This is a genomic window from Dyadobacter sp. HNCC25DJ185, assembly GCF_056895195.1.
Genome location: NZ_JBXHAR010000015.1, coordinates 87,490 through 105,260, shown reverse-complemented (window position 1 = coordinate 105,260; position 17,771 = coordinate 87,490). Strand labels below are relative to the sequence as shown.

The following is a 17,771-nucleotide window of genomic DNA, read 5'->3' as shown; positions in this document are numbered from 1 at the left end:
CTGATGCCGGTCACAATCTCATGGCGGCGTCTTGAAATGCGAATATGGCTTCACCGGCAATTTCCATGGCCCTCGCGGTAGATGCCGTGTCCGGGAATATGATTTTACCGCCGGAAACTTGCTGGTGTTACAGGTGATACAAGTTAATCAGGTGAATGCTGCCTTGTTTTGGCGTAGGGACTATTATTTTTGTACAAACTACAAATGATGGAACCACGCCCCATGTCCCGCAAGGGCTTTATCACACGATCATCCATGCTCCTGGCTGCAGGTGCCGGTATCTTGAACGCATCGCCATCAGAAGCTTCCGGGCAGCGGCAACCCGCCAAGGCAGGGAAATCATTTACCTTGAAAAAAGTGAGGCTGGAAACGGGTTTCGAATATGATGAGGAAGGGGAAGTGGTCCGTACAAAAACGGAGCTGTTCAACATTGAGGTGCTCAATGGGAAAATAAAGGCTATCCTTTCCCATAAACCCGACCCGAACGCCATTGATGCCAAAGGACTGCTGATGCTCCCGGCATTCAGGGATATGCACATTCACCTGGATAAAACATTTTACGGGCTTCCCTGGAAAGCAAAGCTGGCCCGGAACAAGTCGGTGAAGGATATGATCGCCTATGAGCAGCAGATTATCCCTGAACTCCTCAAAACCTCCACAGCCCGAAGCGAAAAGCTGATCGAACTGATGCAGTCTTACGGCACAAATTATGCAAGATCGCACGTCAATATTGAGCCTACTTCGGGGCTCAACTCATTGAAAAACCTCCAGAAAGCGCTTGAAAACAAGAAAGGTTCTTTTCAGGCGGAGCTGGTGGCATTTCCCCAGCACGGTATCTACTACACCAAGACTGAGGGTTTGATGAAAGAGGCTGCCCAAATGGATATCGATTTCATAGGCGGACTGGACCCGACGAGTATCGACGGCTCGATTGAAAAGCATATGGACTTTATCATTCAGCTTGCCCTGGACAACCATAAAGGGATTGATATCCACCTTCATGAAAGCGGCGAATCCGGGATGAAGACGATCCAATACCTGATCGACAAAGTCACTGAAAACCCTGTATTAAAAGGAAGGACATTCGTCAGCCATGGCTTCGCGCTTGCCCATCTCGATAAAGCCAAAACAGAAGAGACAGCTGAAAAGCTCTCCGATGCAAAAATCGGCATTGCGTCCACCATCCCTTTCGGAGGAACGATCATGCCCATTCCGGTACTTTATAAATACGGTGTGGATGTGATGGCCGGTAACGATTGCATTATAGACTGGTGGAGCACGTTTGGGACGGGCAGTGTGCTGCAGAAAGCAAACCTGGCTGCACAGCTGTACGGTTACCGAACTGAATTTGATCTATCAAGGATCCTGAAAATTGCTACCCATGATATTCTTCCGCTGGACGATAAGGGGAATCAGAGCTGGCCAAAAGCAGGCGACCGGGCAGATATGGTATTGATCGACGCAAGCTGCTCGGCAGAAGCCGTTTCCCGGATATCGCCTGTTAAATCGCTGATCCACCGCGGGGAAATCGTGTTTTGATTATACTTCGTTGCTGTTGCCCAACTATGAATGTTGGCGTTTATATACTCTTTAGTACTTGTTTTTTACGTTGTTCCAGCGATCCTTTGATCGGGGTTTTAGGATAGCAGTATTTATACTAGCCTAAAGATAACTCTGAATAGTTACAGTGGGGCAAAGAACCAGCTTAACCCTGTCGAAATTAAATATGAAAAACAGAACTTCAATGGCCACAACGATAGTGGTTGTTTGCTTGATATTTAGTCATTGTAAAGAACCGTCCGCATACGTCATAACTTGTGTTGATGGTTCAGTCCCATACGAATTGGTCGCAAGTAAAAATCAAAGTTTTACTATAAAAAATGACGACCCGGGTCTTGTTGAAAGAGCTATAATTATCCAATCTGATATTGCGTACAACACCTATCTAGATCAGTCCAGTTTTGGCTCGGCTCCAAATATAGATTTTAAGTCAAAATCGCTATTGGTAGGGAGATATTCGTCGATTTTCTCTACGGGATTTCTAAGCCAGGAACTGATACGAGATTGTGAAAAAAACACCCTAGATTATCATATTACGCTTTATAAAAAGGCAGATGGAAGTTACGGAAAAACCTCTTATTATGCCGTTATACCAAAAATTGCCGAGGACACGGATGTAAATTTTAAAATCATTATCAAAGATTGATTTTTATACCAGGCCAATTCTTTCTCCATATTTTCACTCAGGAAATCAATCCTACATACACTTCTCCGAATGCCCATTTTAGTGATTTGCCTATTCACTGCCCCTTTGCCTGATTTTCACAACGGTGGGAATTGATTCCGTGATGGAATATCCCATCGAACCCTTTTATATCGACTATCAATCCGGTCGTGAGTATATTGAATTGACTGGGCTTACAAAGGGAATACCAGCCATACATGTTGACAGCCTGAATTATATTACAGCCAAACTTCTTCTTAAGAAAAACGGTTGCGTGCATCGTAAGCCAGCCCCAGGCCGACACTCGAGAGCTTGTTTTCTTCCGACCATTCTGCCGACGGAAAAAGTTGCCGGAATTGCTCCTGGATGAGCGGTATCTCGGTAGATCCGCCAGTCATGATCACCAGGCGTATCGCCTCCGGCGATACGCCTGCCTCCCTGAGACATTCGCGGGCAGCAAGCACAATACGTTCCGTTTTCGTGCCGATGGCAGAGTTAAAATCCTCCCTTACCACGTCAATGCGCAGGTCCTGATCTATGAAGTCGAGGTTGGCGACGTACTTGTTGTTACCAGTAAGGCCAATTTTTATTTTTTCGGTCTCGGCCAGTACGGCGTGGCCGGTTTCCTGTTCGAGGACGCTGATCAACCTGCCATAACGCGTAGGATCATGCGTTTCCCGGAGTAATTGCTTGGCCTGAAATATCGTCCTGTTTGTGTAGAGGAAGTTCACTTTGCTCCACTCGGAAAGATCAAAATAGTGGTAGGAGGGCACTTCTAGGTTTTTGGCCCCGTATCTGGTGCGAAAGCCCAGTTCTGGCATCATCTCAGCCAGGCTCAGGTCTTTGTCAAAGTCATTTCCGCCAAGCCTGACACCCGTGTTAGCCAGGATATCGCTGCCCCTGTCGTGCTTTTTCGCATTTTCTCTGGATAGTCTGATGATTGTGAAATCGGAGGTCCCGCCACCCAGGTCTACGACGATTGCCAGTTTCTCGCCGCTTACTCTCGCTTCGTGGGCAAAGGCAGCTGCAATCGGCTCGAATTGAAACCCAACGTGTTCAAAACCCAGGCTCATTGCGACAGATTTCAGTTCGTTTTCTGCCCTTTGATCCGCCGCAGGATCATTGTCGGTAAAATGGACAGGGCGGCCCATAACCACATGCTTGAGTTCTGTCTGGCAATCGGCTTCCGCCTTGCGTTTCATCTGGTCCAGAAATGCGGCAATGATCTGATCGAATTTCATCAGTTCGCCGTTGACCATCGTACCTTGCCGCATGACTGTTGTGCCCAGTACCCGTTTCAGGCTTCGCATTAATCTTCCCGGCTGCCGGGCAAGGAAACGCTCGGTCGCCTCACGCCCAAAAAAAGCTTCGTTGTCCTTTCGGGCGAAGAACATGGCGCTGGGAATGGTGGTATGGTGGTTTTCAACCGGAATCAGAAATACATTGTCTTGATTGGCTACTGCCAGGCTCGAATTGGAAGTACCGAAATCAATACCGCAAAAAACAGAAGTTGTCATCTTTTGGAAAATTGGGCGCGCAATTTCTGATTATTTGGGCGGCAATGCAAATGTATGTCCCGATTAAGAGTTGTTTTTCAAAGTGTGACTGAACTGATATGCCAAAAAAGTTCAGGAATGTGATGCAGAATATTCCGGTTGTTACAGTTTGTTTTGTACCAACTGGGATTAGACCTATCAATTATTTTTTTGATGTGGCTTGTTAACCCTGTCATTTTGCCTGATCTGAAAAAATGACCTATCAGGGAAGCAGATCGCATAATAAATAATATCAAATTTATAGGGCCTGAATTCGCCGTATCCTTATTTAACCTAAGCAATGATGTCAGCATTTTCAAAACTTTCAAAAATACTTTTTGTGGTCGGCCTGGTATTAGCAGGCGGTTGCTCAGAAGATATTGCCAGACTTGGAAAGCCGGTCGAAGGGACCGCAACAGCTATGTCGGATTTCAAGCACTTTTGGTCTTATTATTCGAAGAATCTCAAATTTTATAAGGATTTTGAGGCATTTGATACGGACTCGAGGCCTATGTTGCCCGACAGTTTCATGTCCAGATATGGTACCGGCCAATTTGCGGTTTACAAATACATTGCACGGGATTCGATCGTCCAATACAAATTGGAAAAGCTCAAACCAGACGTGGAAGAAAACATCAAGAACCAGTTGCGTGCCCTGGCTTACACCGATTACCGCTATTATCTGAAAATAGGCAAACCTCTCGAGGGTTTCAATTTTACCGATCTGGACAGCAATTCTTATACGCCCGAAAATACACGTGGTAAGTATGTGGTAATGAAATTTTGGTTCATCGGTTGTGTACCCTGCGTGCAGGAAATCCCCGAGTTGAATGAAATGGTCACTAAAAATAAAGACCGTAGCGATGTAATTTTCCTCAGTGTCGCACTTGATTCTGAACCGGCGCTCAGGAAGTTTTTGGCAAGAAAGCGTTTTGACTACAAAACAGTCGGAAATAAAAATGACTACGTCATGGATACCCTGAACATCAGTGAATTTCCGACACACCTTGTTATTGGTAAAGACGGCAAAGTGATGGGACTGTGCAATTCGTCCAAAGACCTGAAAGACCTGCTCGGCAAAACTTCGGTCCGGATTTGATTTGAAAATCGGCCTTATCAAGCCTTACTGCTTGAATTGCTGATTTCCAGGATACTGTGAACAACGACCGAGGGGACGATGATGCTGATATTTCCATCACTATACCTGTATTGCAATGGGATATGGCCTGGCTGCAATTTTACTGTTTTGGGAGCCTTTGATGTCCGGAGGTTTACGGTAATGTTGGACAAGGCAGACACTTCATCATAAACCAATACATTGGGATTGTCGTGCGGTCCCGAAGTGTTGATCAGGTGCACATAAGTTTTGCCATTTTTATTGGCCAGTACCTGGTGGATGTTCGAAGACCCGCCGATTGTCGACGCCAGTTTCACATCCATGGTTTTTAAAATGCTTTTGATCAGAAATGGCATCAGGTTGTTTTTGTTCCTTATATAAAATGTGCCTAAATCGAGATAAACGCCGGCAATTTTTCCCTTTCCATATGAACGTACCGTAGCCAGGGGATTACCTTCCTTGAACCGGAGATCATCCTGGCGGTATTGGCTGCCTATCGCCTGCGTTCCGGGCAATGAGCGTACCTGTTTGAAGTTGGATCTGAACAGCATGATCTGATCACCGAGCCCCGCGAAAATCAGGGAGTCTTTCACGGCAGGAGAATAATCCGGGCCTAGTACCTAGCAGTCTCCATCAATCCATGCGCCGTCCAGCTGATAATCCTTTGCAAGTTCAACAAGCTGTGGCTGCATAAGGCCTGCCGGATAGCCGTTAAGCAATGAAACCGCATGCTTATCCCTGCTGCTATCCGCATTAATCCGGGCCCATTCGGGATGGAGCTGAATAGCCCTGTTATCCCAAAGACCCGAATAGTGCACAAACAATGGAATTTTGTACTTGGCCGAAACTTCACGCCAGATTTTCATGATATCTTTATCGAAACGCGGAGCAGGATTGCCGACATTGGTTGGGTAACTGGATATCCCGTAATGTCCCTTGCAATCGACCTGAATAAAATCCGGCTTTGCAATGGATAAAAGCGAATCGATCAAAGGATGCGTAAAAGTTTTGCCAATCGAAGTGTCTTTCAGCATCGCGTGAAAATCAAGGTGAAGACCGGAGAAACGGTCTTTTTGGGCAGTTATTTTTCTGACGCGCCAGGCTTTTGAGCGTATGAAAGTGCCGGAAGCAGACAAAAAAGGAGAGCTGGGTAGATTCGTTTTTTCATTGAGGGTTTTCTTGAATTCTTATTGGATGGGAATCTCCGGTGCATATATCCTATTTTGTATAAAAATTGTTTCGATCGGATGATTTATCGGCAAAATGATGTGGCAAACTAAAATTTGGCAGAAATGAAGATAGACATAATCACTGAAAACCTTCAGCTAAATATTCATGGCTTTGGGGGCACTGCTACGAACAAAGACTATGCGGGCACCGCCTTTAAATTAAGCAGCAAAATGTGGGAAGTGGTCAAAACCAATGGCATTGAAAACAAGGGGAGGAATATTTGGGTTTACGAAACTGCCGACAACGTCTTTGCCGGTGTTGAACTCAACAATGATGCCGCCGGCATCCATCACGGATTGGAAGAAAAGAAAATAGTCCTGAAAAAGTATGCTTACTACAAGCACGCAGGTCCCTATCACCTCATCGGCCAGACCGGGCAGCATATGACAAAGGAGCTGGTGGAGCAGGGATATGAAGTAATCCTCCCTTACATTGAAATTTACGGGCATTGGACAAGAGACGAAACCAAGCTGGAAACAGAGCTCTTCATGAGTTTGAAATAAATAATCCGCAGAACGGGGAAAAACCATTAATGAACTTCCCTGAATCCCCCCTGAATACTGCAACTGACGACCATCGAATCCCCCCGAAATTTCTCCTCGCAGGAGCTTATCAACATTGCGCCGAACAATGTCAATGATCATGTGCGTGATTTTATAGCTGTCTTTTGGGAAGAACTAATGACGTTCAAGGTTCTATTGCAATTTTGTAGCTGTATTTTACTTTTTGTAACGTTGTCTGTTGTCTTTCTTGCTGAATGTGCCCTTCTTCTACCAGTTACACCATTATTAGCCCGTATATTTTTTGCCTTAACCCATGGCATATTAAAAATCGTTATTAACTTTGAAATACAAAGTACTTTGTTTAACCCAAAATAAAACTGCTATGCGCGAAGAAATTTTGTTGAACATCGCCAATCCCCATCAGCTGGAAAAGTTATACCGGGCCAACAAACCGATCTTCAGATCGGCCTTTAACTCCTTGTATTCTCAATTAAAGGAGAACCCGCTGGCGGAGGCGTGGTACCAGCGACTCAATTACGACCAGGAGGATCTGTCCTGGGGCACACGAGGCGAGCGCTTGTTTGTGGTAGGCGCCGTCCTCATGGCCGCGCTGCTGGCCCAGCTGCCAAAACTGCTTATGCTCGACGAAACGTTTTTCTATTCCCGGAACGTCAGCTTCATCGTTTTTCCAGTATTGATTGCTTATTTTGGCTGGAAGACCCAGATTTCCTGGCTAACGGGCATGATACTGGCTTGCCTCGTGCTGCTCCCGGCCCTGTTTATTAACCTTTTTCCCAAAGACTTATCGAGCAATACACTGATCTTGTCCTGTATTCATTTACCGCTATTGTTGTGGTCGTTGCTGGGCTTCGCATTTGGGGGCGGAAAGCTTAAAAACGGTTTGAATTGGCTTGGTTTTCTGCGGTACAACGGGGATCTGGCGGTCACGATCGCCCTTCTTATGATCGCAGGCGGGCTTACGACGGCGATCACGATTAATTTGTTCAGAATCTCAGGCTTGGAGATCGAAAAGTTTTACTTTGATTACATCGTGGTGTGCGGATTGGCCGCTGTGCCTGTTGTCGGTACTTTTCTCACACAGGCCCAGCCGACGTTGGTTAACAAAGTTTCTCCGGTCATTGCCAGCTTGTTCAGTCCCGTCGCCCTGGCGATGCTTCTGGTTTATCTGGGTACCATGGTTTTTGCGGGTAAGGACCCTTACCGCGACAGAGAGTTCCTGTTGATCTTCAATGCATTGCTAATTGGCGTGATGGCGCTTATTTTCTTTTCGGTGGCGGGGACCGGCCTCTCCGGTAAGAGTCGTGCGCAGGTTGTTATTCTTTTTCTTTTATCTGCCGTGACTTTGGTGGTCAACGGGATTGCTTTGTCGGCTGTTTTATTCCGGATTTCCGAGTGGGGCATTACACCCAACCGGGCAGCGGTACTTGGGGCAAATGTGTTGATGCTTATCCACCTGCTATATGTATCGGTAAAGCTTCTGGGAGCCGTCACCCGAAAAACGGACCTCTCCCTGGTGGGGAAATCAATCGCTTTTTTCCTGCCGGTTTATACTTTGTGGGCGGCAATTGTGACCTTTTTGTTCCCTATAATTTTTGGTTTTAAGTAGGACATTTTTTTCAGGACATATCGGCGAGCTTGGCCTTGCGGAGCTATTTTTCGGGATATTGAAATGAAAAAGCGGGCTAATTGGTTTAGGGTAACATCTGGCAACGGATAAACGTCCCGCATTTTCATCAGACAAAGCGAAATTTACATGAAACCCAATTCCCTCGAACAACTTTGCCGGCGGCTGGCTACGGACGATGCCTCTTTAAGTTCACTGCTGCCTGAGGGCATTCAGGGCGAAATCGGGCATTTCAATGTGTTCAATCTCGCCGAGCTCACGCCGGTCGTTCAAAAGCCCTCAATCCCTTTCAATTGCAGGACCTATTATAAGATCAGTTTGTTGCGTGGCAGGAGCAAGGCCGAATACCCCGATCGAACGGTGGAAATGCAACCCAATTCGCTGGTGTTCTCAATGCCTAAAGTTCCGTTTTACTGGTTGCCTCAGGACGAAAGTCTGCTCGGACACTTTTGCGTTTTTACGGCTGATTTTCTTCAGCCAGCCAATAGCGGTGTCGTGCTGGAAAATATGCCGGTTTTCAAGTTCGGCAATTTCCCGGTATTTCAATTGTCGGAAAGCGAAAGCATGATCGTGCAGGGTATTTTTGAGAAAATGCAGATGGAAATACGGTCGGATTATTTGTATAAATATGATTTGCTGCGGGCCTACGTGCTGGAGTTGATCCATTTCGGGCAGAAAATGCAGCCGGCAGCGGCCTTACATCCAGCCCACAATGCATCGGCGCGCATGGTATCCCAGTTTGTAGAGCTGCTCGAAAGACAATTTCCCCTCGAATCGCCGCAGCAGCAGGTCCGTTTTCACACCGCTAACGAGTATGCCGATCACCTGGCCGTACATGTCAACCATCTGAATAAAGTTCTCAAAGCGAATACCGGCCTCACCACTACAGAGCTGATCGCAGGCAGGCTCACCCAGGAAGCGAAGATCCTGCTTCGCCAGACCCATTGGACCATTGCACAGGTGGCATTCAGTCTGGGATTTGCGGACGTGGCGCATTTTTCAAAATTCTTCAAAAGACAAACCGCATTGTCGCCCGGTGCCTTCAGAGGGTCTTCATTGGTAGAGAAAGTTTGAATTTGACAAAAGTTGGATTGACCCTGACAAACAAGGCTTTGTTGCCGTTGCGCACCTTTGTGCAGTTATTTAACGCAATCAGCAAAATCAATGACAGCAACAAAAATTGCCCTCGTCACAGGCGGGAGCCGTGGGATCGGCAGGGACATAGCAATCAGTTTAGCCCAAAAAGGGGTCGGTATTCTTTTAACTTATCAGTACAACCAGGCGGACGCCCGGCAAACGGTTTCAGAGATTGAGGCACTGGGACAAAAGGCCGTTGCCCTGCAGCTCAATATGGAAGAAATAGCCAGCTACGATCTCTTTTACGAACAGGTATCCATTGCACTGAAAGACACTTTTGGGACAGCCCATTTTGATTTTCTGATCAACAATGCGGGTTCCGGGATCGACGCGGTAAGCATAGCTGAAACAACTGAGGCGCAGTTCGACCAGATGCTCAATATTCATTTCAAGGGTGTATATTTTCTGACGCAAAAAGCTTTGACGTATATGAATGATGGTGGGAGGATCGTCAACGTTTCTTCTGGCGTTACAAGGTATTCATTTCCGGGATATTCCACTTATGCGGCGATGAAGGGCGCCGTGGAAGTGTTCACGAGATATCTGGCCAAGGAATTGGGTGAGCGGCGGATTGCCGCCAATGTTGTTGCGCCCGGCGCTATCCTGACCGACTTTGGCGGTGGGTATATCCGCGACAACCCCGGGATGCAAACGTATGTGGCCGAGCAAACCGCTCTGGGCCGTGTCGGCCTCCCGCACGATGTAGGCGGAGTAGTGGCTTTTCTGTGTGGGGAAGATGCGGCCTGGATCAACGGGCAGCGGATCGAGCTTACCGGAGGAATGAACTTGTAACCGGACCGGATCAACTGGCGTGCTGGTTTGTAAACAAAAGAGCCCCGGTACCCCGAGGCTCTTTCTGGCTTTTTTCAAAATACTATTCAAAGGAAATGGTACGCTCGCCTTTGGTTTGAATCGCAATTTCTTTGGTCAGTTTTTGATCTCCGGCGCTCAGCTCGAAATAGTAAGTGCCATCGCTCATTCCTTCCAAATCGAAAGTACGGAGATACTGACGCTCTCTCTTTCCATAGGTTTCACTATAGAACGTCCTTCCTGTCTGGTCTTTCAATTCCACTTTCAAGCGGGAATCATTGCCCTTTTCGATGGCCAGTTTCACCTTACTGCTGTGGCGGACCTGGAAAATAGAAGCACCGAAGGCAACCTTGTTTGGGGAACTGGCTGTTTCGCGTTCTGCTCTTACCTCGGAGGCAAATGATGGAACAGAAAACATGAGGGCTACTGCGAGAACTGCTTTGGAAATGGTTGTGATTTTCATGGCTATGTTTATTTAAGATTAACTATTTTATTTTTTCATGGTTACCTATCTATTAAAAAAGCCTGTGCCACTTTCGGATGGAGGTTGTTTTTTGTTGGGAAATGATATTCCTAAGTGGTTGATTGCCAGTCCTGTTTGAGGTATTTATCTTTTGTTTGAAATATTTCAATACCAAAAGTCAAGTGTTCGGAAGCGAACGAACGACCGTGATAGTGAACGGTTTCAATGGATTTTTCAGACCAGATTGCGATGGCAGCGGATGTCGAAGAAATGAAAACATGAGAAATCATCCTCCGTAAATCTACCAATCGCATCCAGGTCCGTTTTCTGCATTTGACATATACTTACAAAAGCCTTCCGTAAGTATGTCATTTAAGTGGTTTGAAAAAATTCGCCAAAATGCCAGAGTATACCGGAAGGATCGTGCAGGAAACACTCCCGGCCCCAGTAATCCACTCGAATGGGCGTCAGTTTTACCCCGCTGTATCTGCCGGTCAGATCGAGTGCCAGCAGGTCGTCGTAGTAGCGGGCAACATCGTCCACTTCGAGGAAGATCATGGTGTTATCTATCCAATCCTTCACATAGGCGTCCTGTAAGTAAAATGCTAACTGGTTGATTTTGAATACGGAGAAATGCGGGTCCAATACAGTTTCTTCAAATCCGAGATCGCGGTAAAAACGCCTCGATACCTCAAAGTCTTTGGCCCCGATAAATGGCCGGATGGATGCTGCCCTGTGTTCCATAGTTTCCTGTCTGATGAAAAACAAAAATAAGGAACAGTATTTGTTTCGTCGCTTGATCGAAATCAAGAACTGGTATTGTATCTGTTATTTCGCCTTCCCTAAACGCTACACATACCGCGTACCGTCACGACATCATGATATTCTTCGATACCCTTTTGAACTACCTGTTTTTAGCGAATTAGATGGTTGGGAGGCCGGGCTATTTCTTACTTAATATTTTGGATGCATTGGTTCTGTATATTTTCTTTAAAGCCGCATCGCTTAGCCCAAAACCATGCAGCGGCCAGTGGTAATTGGTCAGATCAATGGCATAAAAGTGTTCGTCTTGGGTTTCGAGTATCCTGAAGGTCATCTCATACATTTCATCGGTGGCCCGCATATCGGTCCCGTATACAAGCTTATCCTGATATTTTTCAAAAAATGCAGACATATACCTCGGTATCGGCGCTATCTCTGCATACCGCGCCGCAAAATCAGCGTAGAGGTTTTTATAGCGCGACAATAACCGGCCCAGCAGGGTGAGATCGTATTCGCAATTGGCCAGATGGCAGGCAATGAATGTGGTCCCGGGATGAGCACGCACTACATTCTCGAGTGTTTGTACCAGTGCGCCGTGGCCCAAAAAACCTGGTTTGGTCTGGTCAACTTTCCAATCGTAGGCATTCATCAGCCCGTCGTTGGTGGAGTCCATCGTTTCGTACATCCACATCGGTTCTGCTACATGTACGTTCACAGGCAATTTTAATTCGCCACATTTCTGAAACAATGGCTTCATGCGCGGGTCATCAATGTGCATGCCATAAGCAGGTACCGGTTCGGAGAAAATTTCCCCCATGCCTTTGTCTCCGAGCTCTCCCACACCTCTGGCGCCTATTTTGGCACAACGTTCCAGCTCTTTCACCGCTTTTTCACTCCATCCCGGCTCCTTGTAACCCGTGTAGTCAAACCCACACCATATTTCAAACTTGTCGCCGTACGGGGCATATGCCTTATAAACAGAGTCGAAGGCGGCACCGGTCAGCATAGTCAGTATGATTGTTTTTTCAATTCCAAAACGATCCATACGTTTTACCCATTCCTTCAATTCGGCATCAGATTTCACATTGCCCTGATGGGCATGCATGTCGATCACAGGATATTTGGCTTTGGTAATTTTGGTTACCGGTATTTTATAAATAGAATGCGGCCGGTAATTTTTCAGTAGGAGCGAATCGGGCCTTTGCGCCAGGCAATCATCATTTACAAATACCATGAACAGCATTAACGAGCCTATGATTTTGAGCATGCTGATGTTTTAAAATGGGTTGATATTAAATTGGGCGTGGTTATAAACCACGCCCAGCTTTTACAGGCTTATTGTCAATATCCCGGATTCTGCCCGATCGCCTTTGCGTCAAGGGCTGGAATAGGCAGCAAGTAATCGGTCTCCTGGTAGCCCTGGGCATTGTCGGGTAGATTGACCTGTTCTAAAATCCGCTTTCTCAGAACGTCAAAGTAACGGTCGTTTTCAAAACACAGCTCGTAACTTCTTTCATCAATTACCTTTTGGTCAAAAGCCGCTTTGCTCATAGCCAGCGTAGCCCGGGGCTCTTTTCCCGTGCCTGCATTGGCCCGGTCTATGATCAGATTTAGCCGGTCTACGGCAAGCTGGGTAGGACCTCCGGCAGCCATGTTGGCAGCTTCTGCATAGATGAGCAATAGGTCGGCAAAACGCAGCAGTTTCATTTCTATACCTGCATCGCCACCGCCGACCTGCTGATCGTAAGTGAGGTTCGGCATATTGTACTTACCAATATAAGGCACCCCATCGACAGACTTAGACCAGTTGATGATGGGCGCATCGGGATCATAAATGTCCGAAGTGAAGTCAAGCAACAGATAGCTGTGCTTGCGGGGTTGCTCCGGATAAATGTTGGAAGCCCAGTATATCTTCACGGGGCCGCCGCTCCATCCGTCCATCTCAGAAGGTGCAAATACATTTCCCGGCATATAGGGCGTTTGAGGTGACTCATAAAAAGCAAACATGATTTCCATGCTGCGGTTGTTGGAGGTTTTAAAAACATCCAGCAAACTGGGCAATAATTTATATGGACCATGGGTGATCACATCGTCTGCCATATCGCGTGCCTTCGCATAATATTCGGTCTGGTTGAGGGGTGCAGTGGCACGGGTAACGTACACCTTGGCCAGGTATCCCTTTGCAATCCACTTATTGGGTTTACCAGGGGAAGCCGCGTCGTAGTCGCCCAGGTGTTCTATGGCAAAGGTTAGATCCGCTTCGAGCAGATCATACACTTTCGAAACTTCGAGGCGCGACTCGGGCGTTAACGGCGTTAAAACGGGGTCCGGTGTGTCTTCAGTGAGGTAGGGGATTTTACCGTACAAACGTACCAGTGTAAAATAATTGAAAGCCCTCAGGAACCGTCCCTGCGCGACTACGTTATCAATAACATCCTGCGGATTACCTGTAAGGCTGCCACTTTTAACAGCTTTTAAAACCGCGTTGATATTGGACAAGGACTTATAGTGCCAGCTCCACAGTTCATTAAATGACGAAACGCCAAAATCAAGGCTGGCACCTTCAAATTGTCCGTCCGGAAAGCTGGGTAGCCCCTGATAACCACCCCATGTAACAAACAGCGCGTTCATGGAACCTGCGTAGGCGGCCTCACACTGACTAACCGTCGTGTAAAAATTCTGCGGGGTGGATATCCCCTCCGGCGCTTCTTCCAGACTTTGGCAGGAAAAACCCGCAATCATCAAAAGCAAAGCGATGATACTTTTGCTTGAATATAATATGTTCTTTTTCATTGTGATACGCTCTTAAAATGTCAGATTGATTCCAAACATGAATGACTTGGCTGTGGGATAGTTACTGAGGTCAATACCCAGGCCTCCGGCCCCGCCTGCATTGAACGAGCTTACCTCAGGATCGTAGCCTGTGTATTTGGTAAAGGTAAACAGGTTGATTGCCGTCACATAAGTCGACAGCCTGCTTATGCCAATCTTAGCCACCATAGAGGTGGGAATCGTGTAGGTAAGCGTTACATTTTTCATGCGCAGGTACGATCCATTCTCGATCCATCGGCTGGAACGTTGGTCCACGCCAATCCCCGCCGTCTGATTACTTCCCAGTTCCAGTAGGTTTCTATCCCGCGTACTCAAAAACACCGGCACATCGGTATTTTGATTGTCGGCAGTCCACCTGTTTTTGAGATTCGTGCTCAGGCCGTTTGAAGGGCTCTCTGTTTTAATACGCACGGCATTGAAAATACTGTTGCCATAACTGCCCTGTACAAGGAAGGTCAGGTCGAAGTTGGCATAGCTGACACTGTTATTCCAGCCATAGATGAACTTCGGTGAAGCGTTCCCGATCACTTCCTGTCCATCGTCGGCCCTCGTTATTTTACCGTCACCATTCACATCCTTCCATTTGGCTTCGCCCGGTGCCTGGCCCATTTTCTTCGCTTCAGCACGTTCGGCTTCGCTCCATGTTCCAAGGTTCCTGTAACCTCGCATCTGATCTACCGGCTGCCCAACCTGCAGGTATTTTAAAGAAAAGCCGCTGCCGTAGATCTGGTAACCGCCTCCCGTGCTGGTCCGGATCGCTAGCGGTGTGTTATCAAGCAGGGCCAAAACCTTACTCCTGTTGAACGATATGTTGGCGGAAGTATTCCATTTCAGGGCACCTGTTGCCAGCGGCTTGCCACCAACAGAGATTTCAAGTCCTTTGTTTTCTATCGATCCTACATTGGAAAGGATGGTGGTAAACCCTGTGTAGGCTTCTACCTGTTTGTTCAGCAGCAGGTCTGTGGTTGTTTTTTTATAAAGGTCCACCGTTGCGACGAGCCGCTCACCGAAAAACCCCAGGTCCATACCCACATTGGTTTGTTCGGTGGTTTCCCATTTAAGATTGGGGTTTGCAGCGCGGCCCAGGGCAAAACCTACGTTTGGTGTACTGTTCCCTTCGTAAGGATAATTGAAACCGGAGGCCACCGTAGCAAGGGTCTGATAAGGCTGGATAGCCTGATTACCGGTTTTACCCCAGCTTGCACGCAGTTTCAAATTGGAAATGGCCTTTACATTTTCAAGAAAGGGTTCCTGAGAAATGCGCCACGCCGCCGCCGCAGAAGGGAAATATCCCCATTTGTTATTAGCGCCAAAGACCGATGAACCGTCGGCCCGGTAACTCGCTGTGATCATGTATTTCTCATTGAAAACATAATTCACGCGGCCGAGATAAGAATTCAGCACCTGTTTTTCCTGCGCATTGTAACGTTCGTTGATCTGAGAAGCACCGCCCAGATCGTTGATTCCGGTGTCGTCACTGAAAAACCCCTGAGCGGAAATGAAAGAGTTCTTGGATTGTATCAATTGCTGCTCCGCTACTCCGGTGACAGTCAATGCATGCTTCTTATTGAAAATATGGCTGTACGTGAGGATATTAGAGTTTTGATAATACTGATACTTACTTTCGGTAAGGTCGCCTAGTCCGCTCACGCCGCGGCCGGGCTGTGTTTTGGTGCTGTAATAATGCTGCTCGTCATTGGAGTTGATGCTGGCAGCACCGGTAACCCGCAATGACAATCCTTTCAGCAATTTAAAATCCAGAAATGTGCTGATCTCATTCCTGATGTTATTTTTTTCCGATTTCGTTTCCAAAGCTGTGGCAACAGGATTCCACACATCATTGTCGGCATAGATCTTGGAGCCATCGGGCCCGCCTTTTAACGCCTTGTTGTTGTAGTTGCCATTGGCGTCATAAACCGGTGTGATCGGGTCAAATCTGGCAACCGTATTGATTACCTGACCAAGAATATCACCGTAACGCGTTCCCTCTCCTACTGGCGGCACATTGCCTTTGTCCTTGATCACGTTAAGATTTACCCCTGCATTCATCCAGCTGGTCACTTTCAGGTCCAGGTTGCTCCTCAAATTATAGCGGGTGTATTTCGTGTTCAACACAATTCCCTGCTGATCCATATAACCCGCCGATACGAAAAAGCGGACCGATTCGCTACCACCACTGACAGACAACTGATGGTTCTGTAGTTTGCCGCTCCGGTATATTTCATTTTGCCAGTCGGTACCGCCATTGGCATCCAGTTTTGCAATCTGTTCGGTTGTAAAAGGTATCACCGGGGTAATAGGTGCGCTGGCGGTTCCGTTTTGCGTTGCTGCCCAGTCATTTGATTTCCGGGCATAATCGCCGGCATTCATCAAATCAAGTTTATGATTCAGCTTCTGTACACCCATGCTGAAACCATAATTGAAAACCGCTTTGCCGGACGCACCTCTTTTCGTTGTGATCAGTATAACACCGTTTGCTCCGCGAGCACCGTAGATGGCCGTGGCCGACGCATCCTTTAGCACTTCCAGCGATTCAATGTCGTTCGGGTTGATTGTGGTGATGTTCACGCCTTGTATCCCGTCCACGACTACCAATGCATTATTGCCACCGGTAATGGAGTTGCCGCCTCTGACACGTATGGTGGCATTTCCTCCCGGAGCGCCGTCTGTATTTTGCACCATTACACCGGCAGCGCGGCCCTGCAGGGCCTGGTCCACGCGCTGGGTAGGTAGCCGGGTCAGATCGGAACCTTTTACAGAGCTGACAGCACCCGTAAGGTCCGACTTTTTCTGAGTACCATATCCCACCACCATCACCTCTTCAAGCGCTTTGGTGTCTGTTACCAGCGATAAGTCGATATTTTTTCTGTTCCCGATGGTAAGCTCCTGTGACAGGTACCCTACAAACGAAAACACAAGCACGTCTGCATCGGAGGCAACACTGATACTGTATGCGCCGCTGGCGCTGGTAACTGTGCCGCGTTGTGTGCCTTTCACCACCACACTCACGCCTGGCAGTCCCTCGCCCTTCTCGTCTGTTACCGAACCCGTTACGGTTCGATCCTGGGCATCCATGACGGGAATATCACCCACAAAGTTACCGGCGCTACTGACCTGATCGGGAGCATCTCCCGCAGACCGGTGCAGAAGAATGGAGCCGTCCACCAGCCGGAAACCAATGTTCATGGGTTTCAATGTGGCTTCGAGCACAAAAGAGAGTTTTTGATTAATGTGGTGAACAGACAGTTTGCGCTGAGCACCAATCGCCTTCGAGCTGTATACGAAATCGACTCCCGTCGATTTTTCGAGGGTATTCAAAAATGTCCCCACGTTGGTCTGGTCGAGATGGATAGTGACGATCCGTTCCAGCAGATTTTGCGCATGGGTGGGTCCTGCCTGAATGGCACTTATCACAAAAGCCGCCAGAAGAAATTGGTAGACGGAGTGTTTCATAACTACCCAAAGCCAGGTTTGACAATGTAGATGGTCTTTCATACTTTTGAATGTTTGTTA

General features: G+C 47.4%; 15 protein-coding genes. 7 read left to right on the top strand and 8 right to left on the bottom strand.

Annotated features, from left to right (window positions below; all coding sequences use genetic code 11):
* The first annotated feature begins 204 nt into the window (after window positions 1-204).
* Together AC1XUF_RS30600 and AC1XUF_RS30595 are read left to right on the top strand one after the other, a co-directional pair.
* A complete protein-coding gene (locus tag AC1XUF_RS30600; protein ID WP_483345682.1) occupies window positions 205-1,539 on the top strand; it encodes an amidohydrolase in 1,335 nt (444 codons plus the stop codon).
* A 187-nt stretch (window positions 1,540-1,726) separates the two neighbouring features.
* A complete protein-coding gene (locus AC1XUF_RS30595) occupies window positions 1,727-2,206 on the top strand; it encodes a hypothetical protein (RefSeq protein WP_483345681.1) in 480 nt (159 codons plus the stop codon).
* A gap of 275 nt (window positions 2,207-2,481) precedes the next feature.
* Here the strand turns inward: AC1XUF_RS30595 and AC1XUF_RS30590 are convergent, their stop codons facing one another.
* Window positions 2,482-3,741, bottom strand: a complete 1,260-nt coding sequence (locus tag AC1XUF_RS30590) for an Hsp70 family protein (protein WP_483345680.1) — start codon at window positions 3,739-3,741, stop codon at window positions 2,482-2,484.
* 319 nt (window positions 3,742-4,060) lie between these two features.
* On the opposite strand from AC1XUF_RS30590, the gene AC1XUF_RS30585 reads away from it, so the two are divergent.
* On the top strand, window positions 4,061-4,858 hold the full coding sequence (locus AC1XUF_RS30585) for a TlpA family protein disulfide reductase (RefSeq protein WP_483345679.1): 798 nt from the start codon (window positions 4,061-4,063) through the stop codon (window positions 4,856-4,858).
* 17 nt (window positions 4,859-4,875) lie between these two features.
* On the opposite strand, the gene AC1XUF_RS30580 is transcribed toward AC1XUF_RS30585, so the two are convergent.
* Complete coding sequence (locus tag AC1XUF_RS30580) at window positions 4,876-5,469, bottom strand: hypothetical protein (protein ID WP_483345678.1); 594 nt, start codon at window positions 5,467-5,469, stop codon at window positions 4,876-4,878.
* Between the two features lie 27 nt (window positions 5,470-5,496).
* Window positions 5,497-6,012 (bottom strand): alpha-amylase family protein, encoded by a 516-nt coding sequence (locus AC1XUF_RS30575; protein ID WP_483345677.1) that lies wholly within the window; start codon window positions 6,010-6,012, stop codon window positions 5,497-5,499.
* A 156-nt stretch (window positions 6,013-6,168) separates the two neighbouring features.
* On the opposite strand from AC1XUF_RS30575, the gene AC1XUF_RS30570 reads away from it, so the two are divergent.
* The 4 genes from AC1XUF_RS30570 to AC1XUF_RS30555 all read left to right on the top strand — a co-directional run bounded on the left by AC1XUF_RS30570 (window position 6,169) and on the right by AC1XUF_RS30555 (window position 10,183).
* Entirely contained in the window at window positions 6,169-6,609 is a 441-nt protein-coding gene (locus AC1XUF_RS30570) for a GyrI-like domain-containing protein (protein WP_483345676.1), read from the top strand.
* Between the two features lie 382 nt (window positions 6,610-6,991).
* Entirely contained in the window at window positions 6,992-8,236 is a 1,245-nt protein-coding gene (locus tag AC1XUF_RS30565) for a hypothetical protein (RefSeq protein ID WP_483345675.1), read from the top strand.
* A gap of 147 nt (window positions 8,237-8,383) precedes the next feature.
* The gene (locus AC1XUF_RS30560; RefSeq protein WP_483345674.1) at window positions 8,384-9,328 is read left to right on the top strand and encodes a helix-turn-helix domain-containing protein; all 945 of its coding nucleotides are present in this window, start codon (window positions 8,384-8,386) and stop codon (window positions 9,326-9,328) included.
* Window positions 9,329-9,418: 90 nt separating this feature from the next.
* Window positions 9,419-10,183, top strand: coding sequence for an SDR family oxidoreductase (locus AC1XUF_RS30555; RefSeq protein WP_483345673.1), 765 nt, complete (start codon window positions 9,419-9,421; stop codon window positions 10,181-10,183).
* 82 nt (window positions 10,184-10,265) lie between these two features.
* On the opposite strand, the gene AC1XUF_RS30550 is transcribed toward AC1XUF_RS30555, so the two are convergent.
* The 5 genes from AC1XUF_RS30550 to AC1XUF_RS30530 form a co-directional block, all read right to left on the bottom strand.
* Complete coding sequence (locus AC1XUF_RS30550) at window positions 10,266-10,664, bottom strand: hypothetical protein (protein ID WP_483345672.1); 399 nt, start codon at window positions 10,662-10,664, stop codon at window positions 10,266-10,268.
* Window positions 10,665-11,036: 372 nt separating this feature from the next.
* A complete protein-coding gene (locus AC1XUF_RS30545) occupies window positions 11,037-11,408 on the bottom strand; it encodes a VOC family protein (RefSeq protein ID WP_483345671.1) in 372 nt (123 codons plus the stop codon).
* Between the two features lie 199 nt (window positions 11,409-11,607).
* Window positions 11,608-12,693 (bottom strand): amidohydrolase family protein, encoded by a 1,086-nt coding sequence (locus AC1XUF_RS30540; RefSeq protein ID WP_483345670.1) that lies wholly within the window; start codon window positions 12,691-12,693, stop codon window positions 11,608-11,610.
* A 74-nt stretch (window positions 12,694-12,767) separates the two neighbouring features.
* Window positions 12,768-14,219 (bottom strand): RagB/SusD family nutrient uptake outer membrane protein, encoded by a 1,452-nt coding sequence (locus tag AC1XUF_RS30535; RefSeq protein WP_483345669.1) that lies wholly within the window; start codon window positions 14,217-14,219, stop codon window positions 12,768-12,770.
* A gap of 12 nt (window positions 14,220-14,231) precedes the next feature.
* Complete coding sequence (locus AC1XUF_RS30530) at window positions 14,232-17,753, bottom strand: SusC/RagA family TonB-linked outer membrane protein (RefSeq protein WP_483345668.1); 3,522 nt, start codon at window positions 17,751-17,753, stop codon at window positions 14,232-14,234.
* Window positions 17,754-17,771 lie beyond the last annotated feature (18 nt).

Excerpts from the sequence above, each read along its gene's own strand:
- AC1XUF_RS30600 (WP_483345682.1), top strand. The coding sequence starts at position 205 with ATGATGGAACCACGCCCCATGTCCCGCAAGGGCTTTATCACACGATCA.
- AC1XUF_RS30595 (WP_483345681.1), top strand. The coding sequence starts at position 1,727 with ATGAAAAACAGAACTTCAATGGCCACAACGATAGTGGTTGTTTGCTTG.
- AC1XUF_RS30590 (WP_483345680.1), bottom strand. The coding sequence starts at position 3,741 with ATGACAACTTCTGTTTTTTGCGGTATTGATTTCGGTACTTCCAATTCG.
- AC1XUF_RS30585 (WP_483345679.1), top strand. The coding sequence starts at position 4,061 with ATGATGTCAGCATTTTCAAAACTTTCAAAAATACTTTTTGTGGTCGGC.
- AC1XUF_RS30570 (WP_483345676.1), top strand. The coding sequence starts at position 6,169 with ATGAAGATAGACATAATCACTGAAAACCTTCAGCTAAATATTCATGGC.
- AC1XUF_RS30565 (WP_483345675.1), top strand. The coding sequence starts at position 6,992 with ATGCGCGAAGAAATTTTGTTGAACATCGCCAATCCCCATCAGCTGGAA.
- AC1XUF_RS30560 (WP_483345674.1), top strand. The coding sequence starts at position 8,384 with ATGAAACCCAATTCCCTCGAACAACTTTGCCGGCGGCTGGCTACGGAC.
- AC1XUF_RS30555 (WP_483345673.1), top strand. The coding sequence starts at position 9,419 with ATGACAGCAACAAAAATTGCCCTCGTCACAGGCGGGAGCCGTGGGATC.
- AC1XUF_RS30550 (WP_483345672.1), bottom strand. The coding sequence starts at position 10,664 with ATGAAAATCACAACCATTTCCAAAGCAGTTCTCGCAGTAGCCCTCATG.
- AC1XUF_RS30545 (WP_483345671.1), bottom strand. The coding sequence starts at position 11,408 with ATGGAACACAGGGCAGCATCCATCCGGCCATTTATCGGGGCCAAAGAC.
- AC1XUF_RS30540 (WP_483345670.1), bottom strand. The coding sequence starts at position 12,693 with ATGCTCAAAATCATAGGCTCGTTAATGCTGTTCATGGTATTTGTAAAT.
- AC1XUF_RS30535 (WP_483345669.1), bottom strand. The coding sequence starts at position 14,219 with ATGAAAAAGAACATATTATATTCAAGCAAAAGTATCATCGCTTTGCTT.
- AC1XUF_RS30530 (WP_483345668.1), bottom strand. The coding sequence starts at position 17,753 with ATGAAAGACCATCTACATTGTCAAACCTGGCTTTGGGTAGTTATGAAA.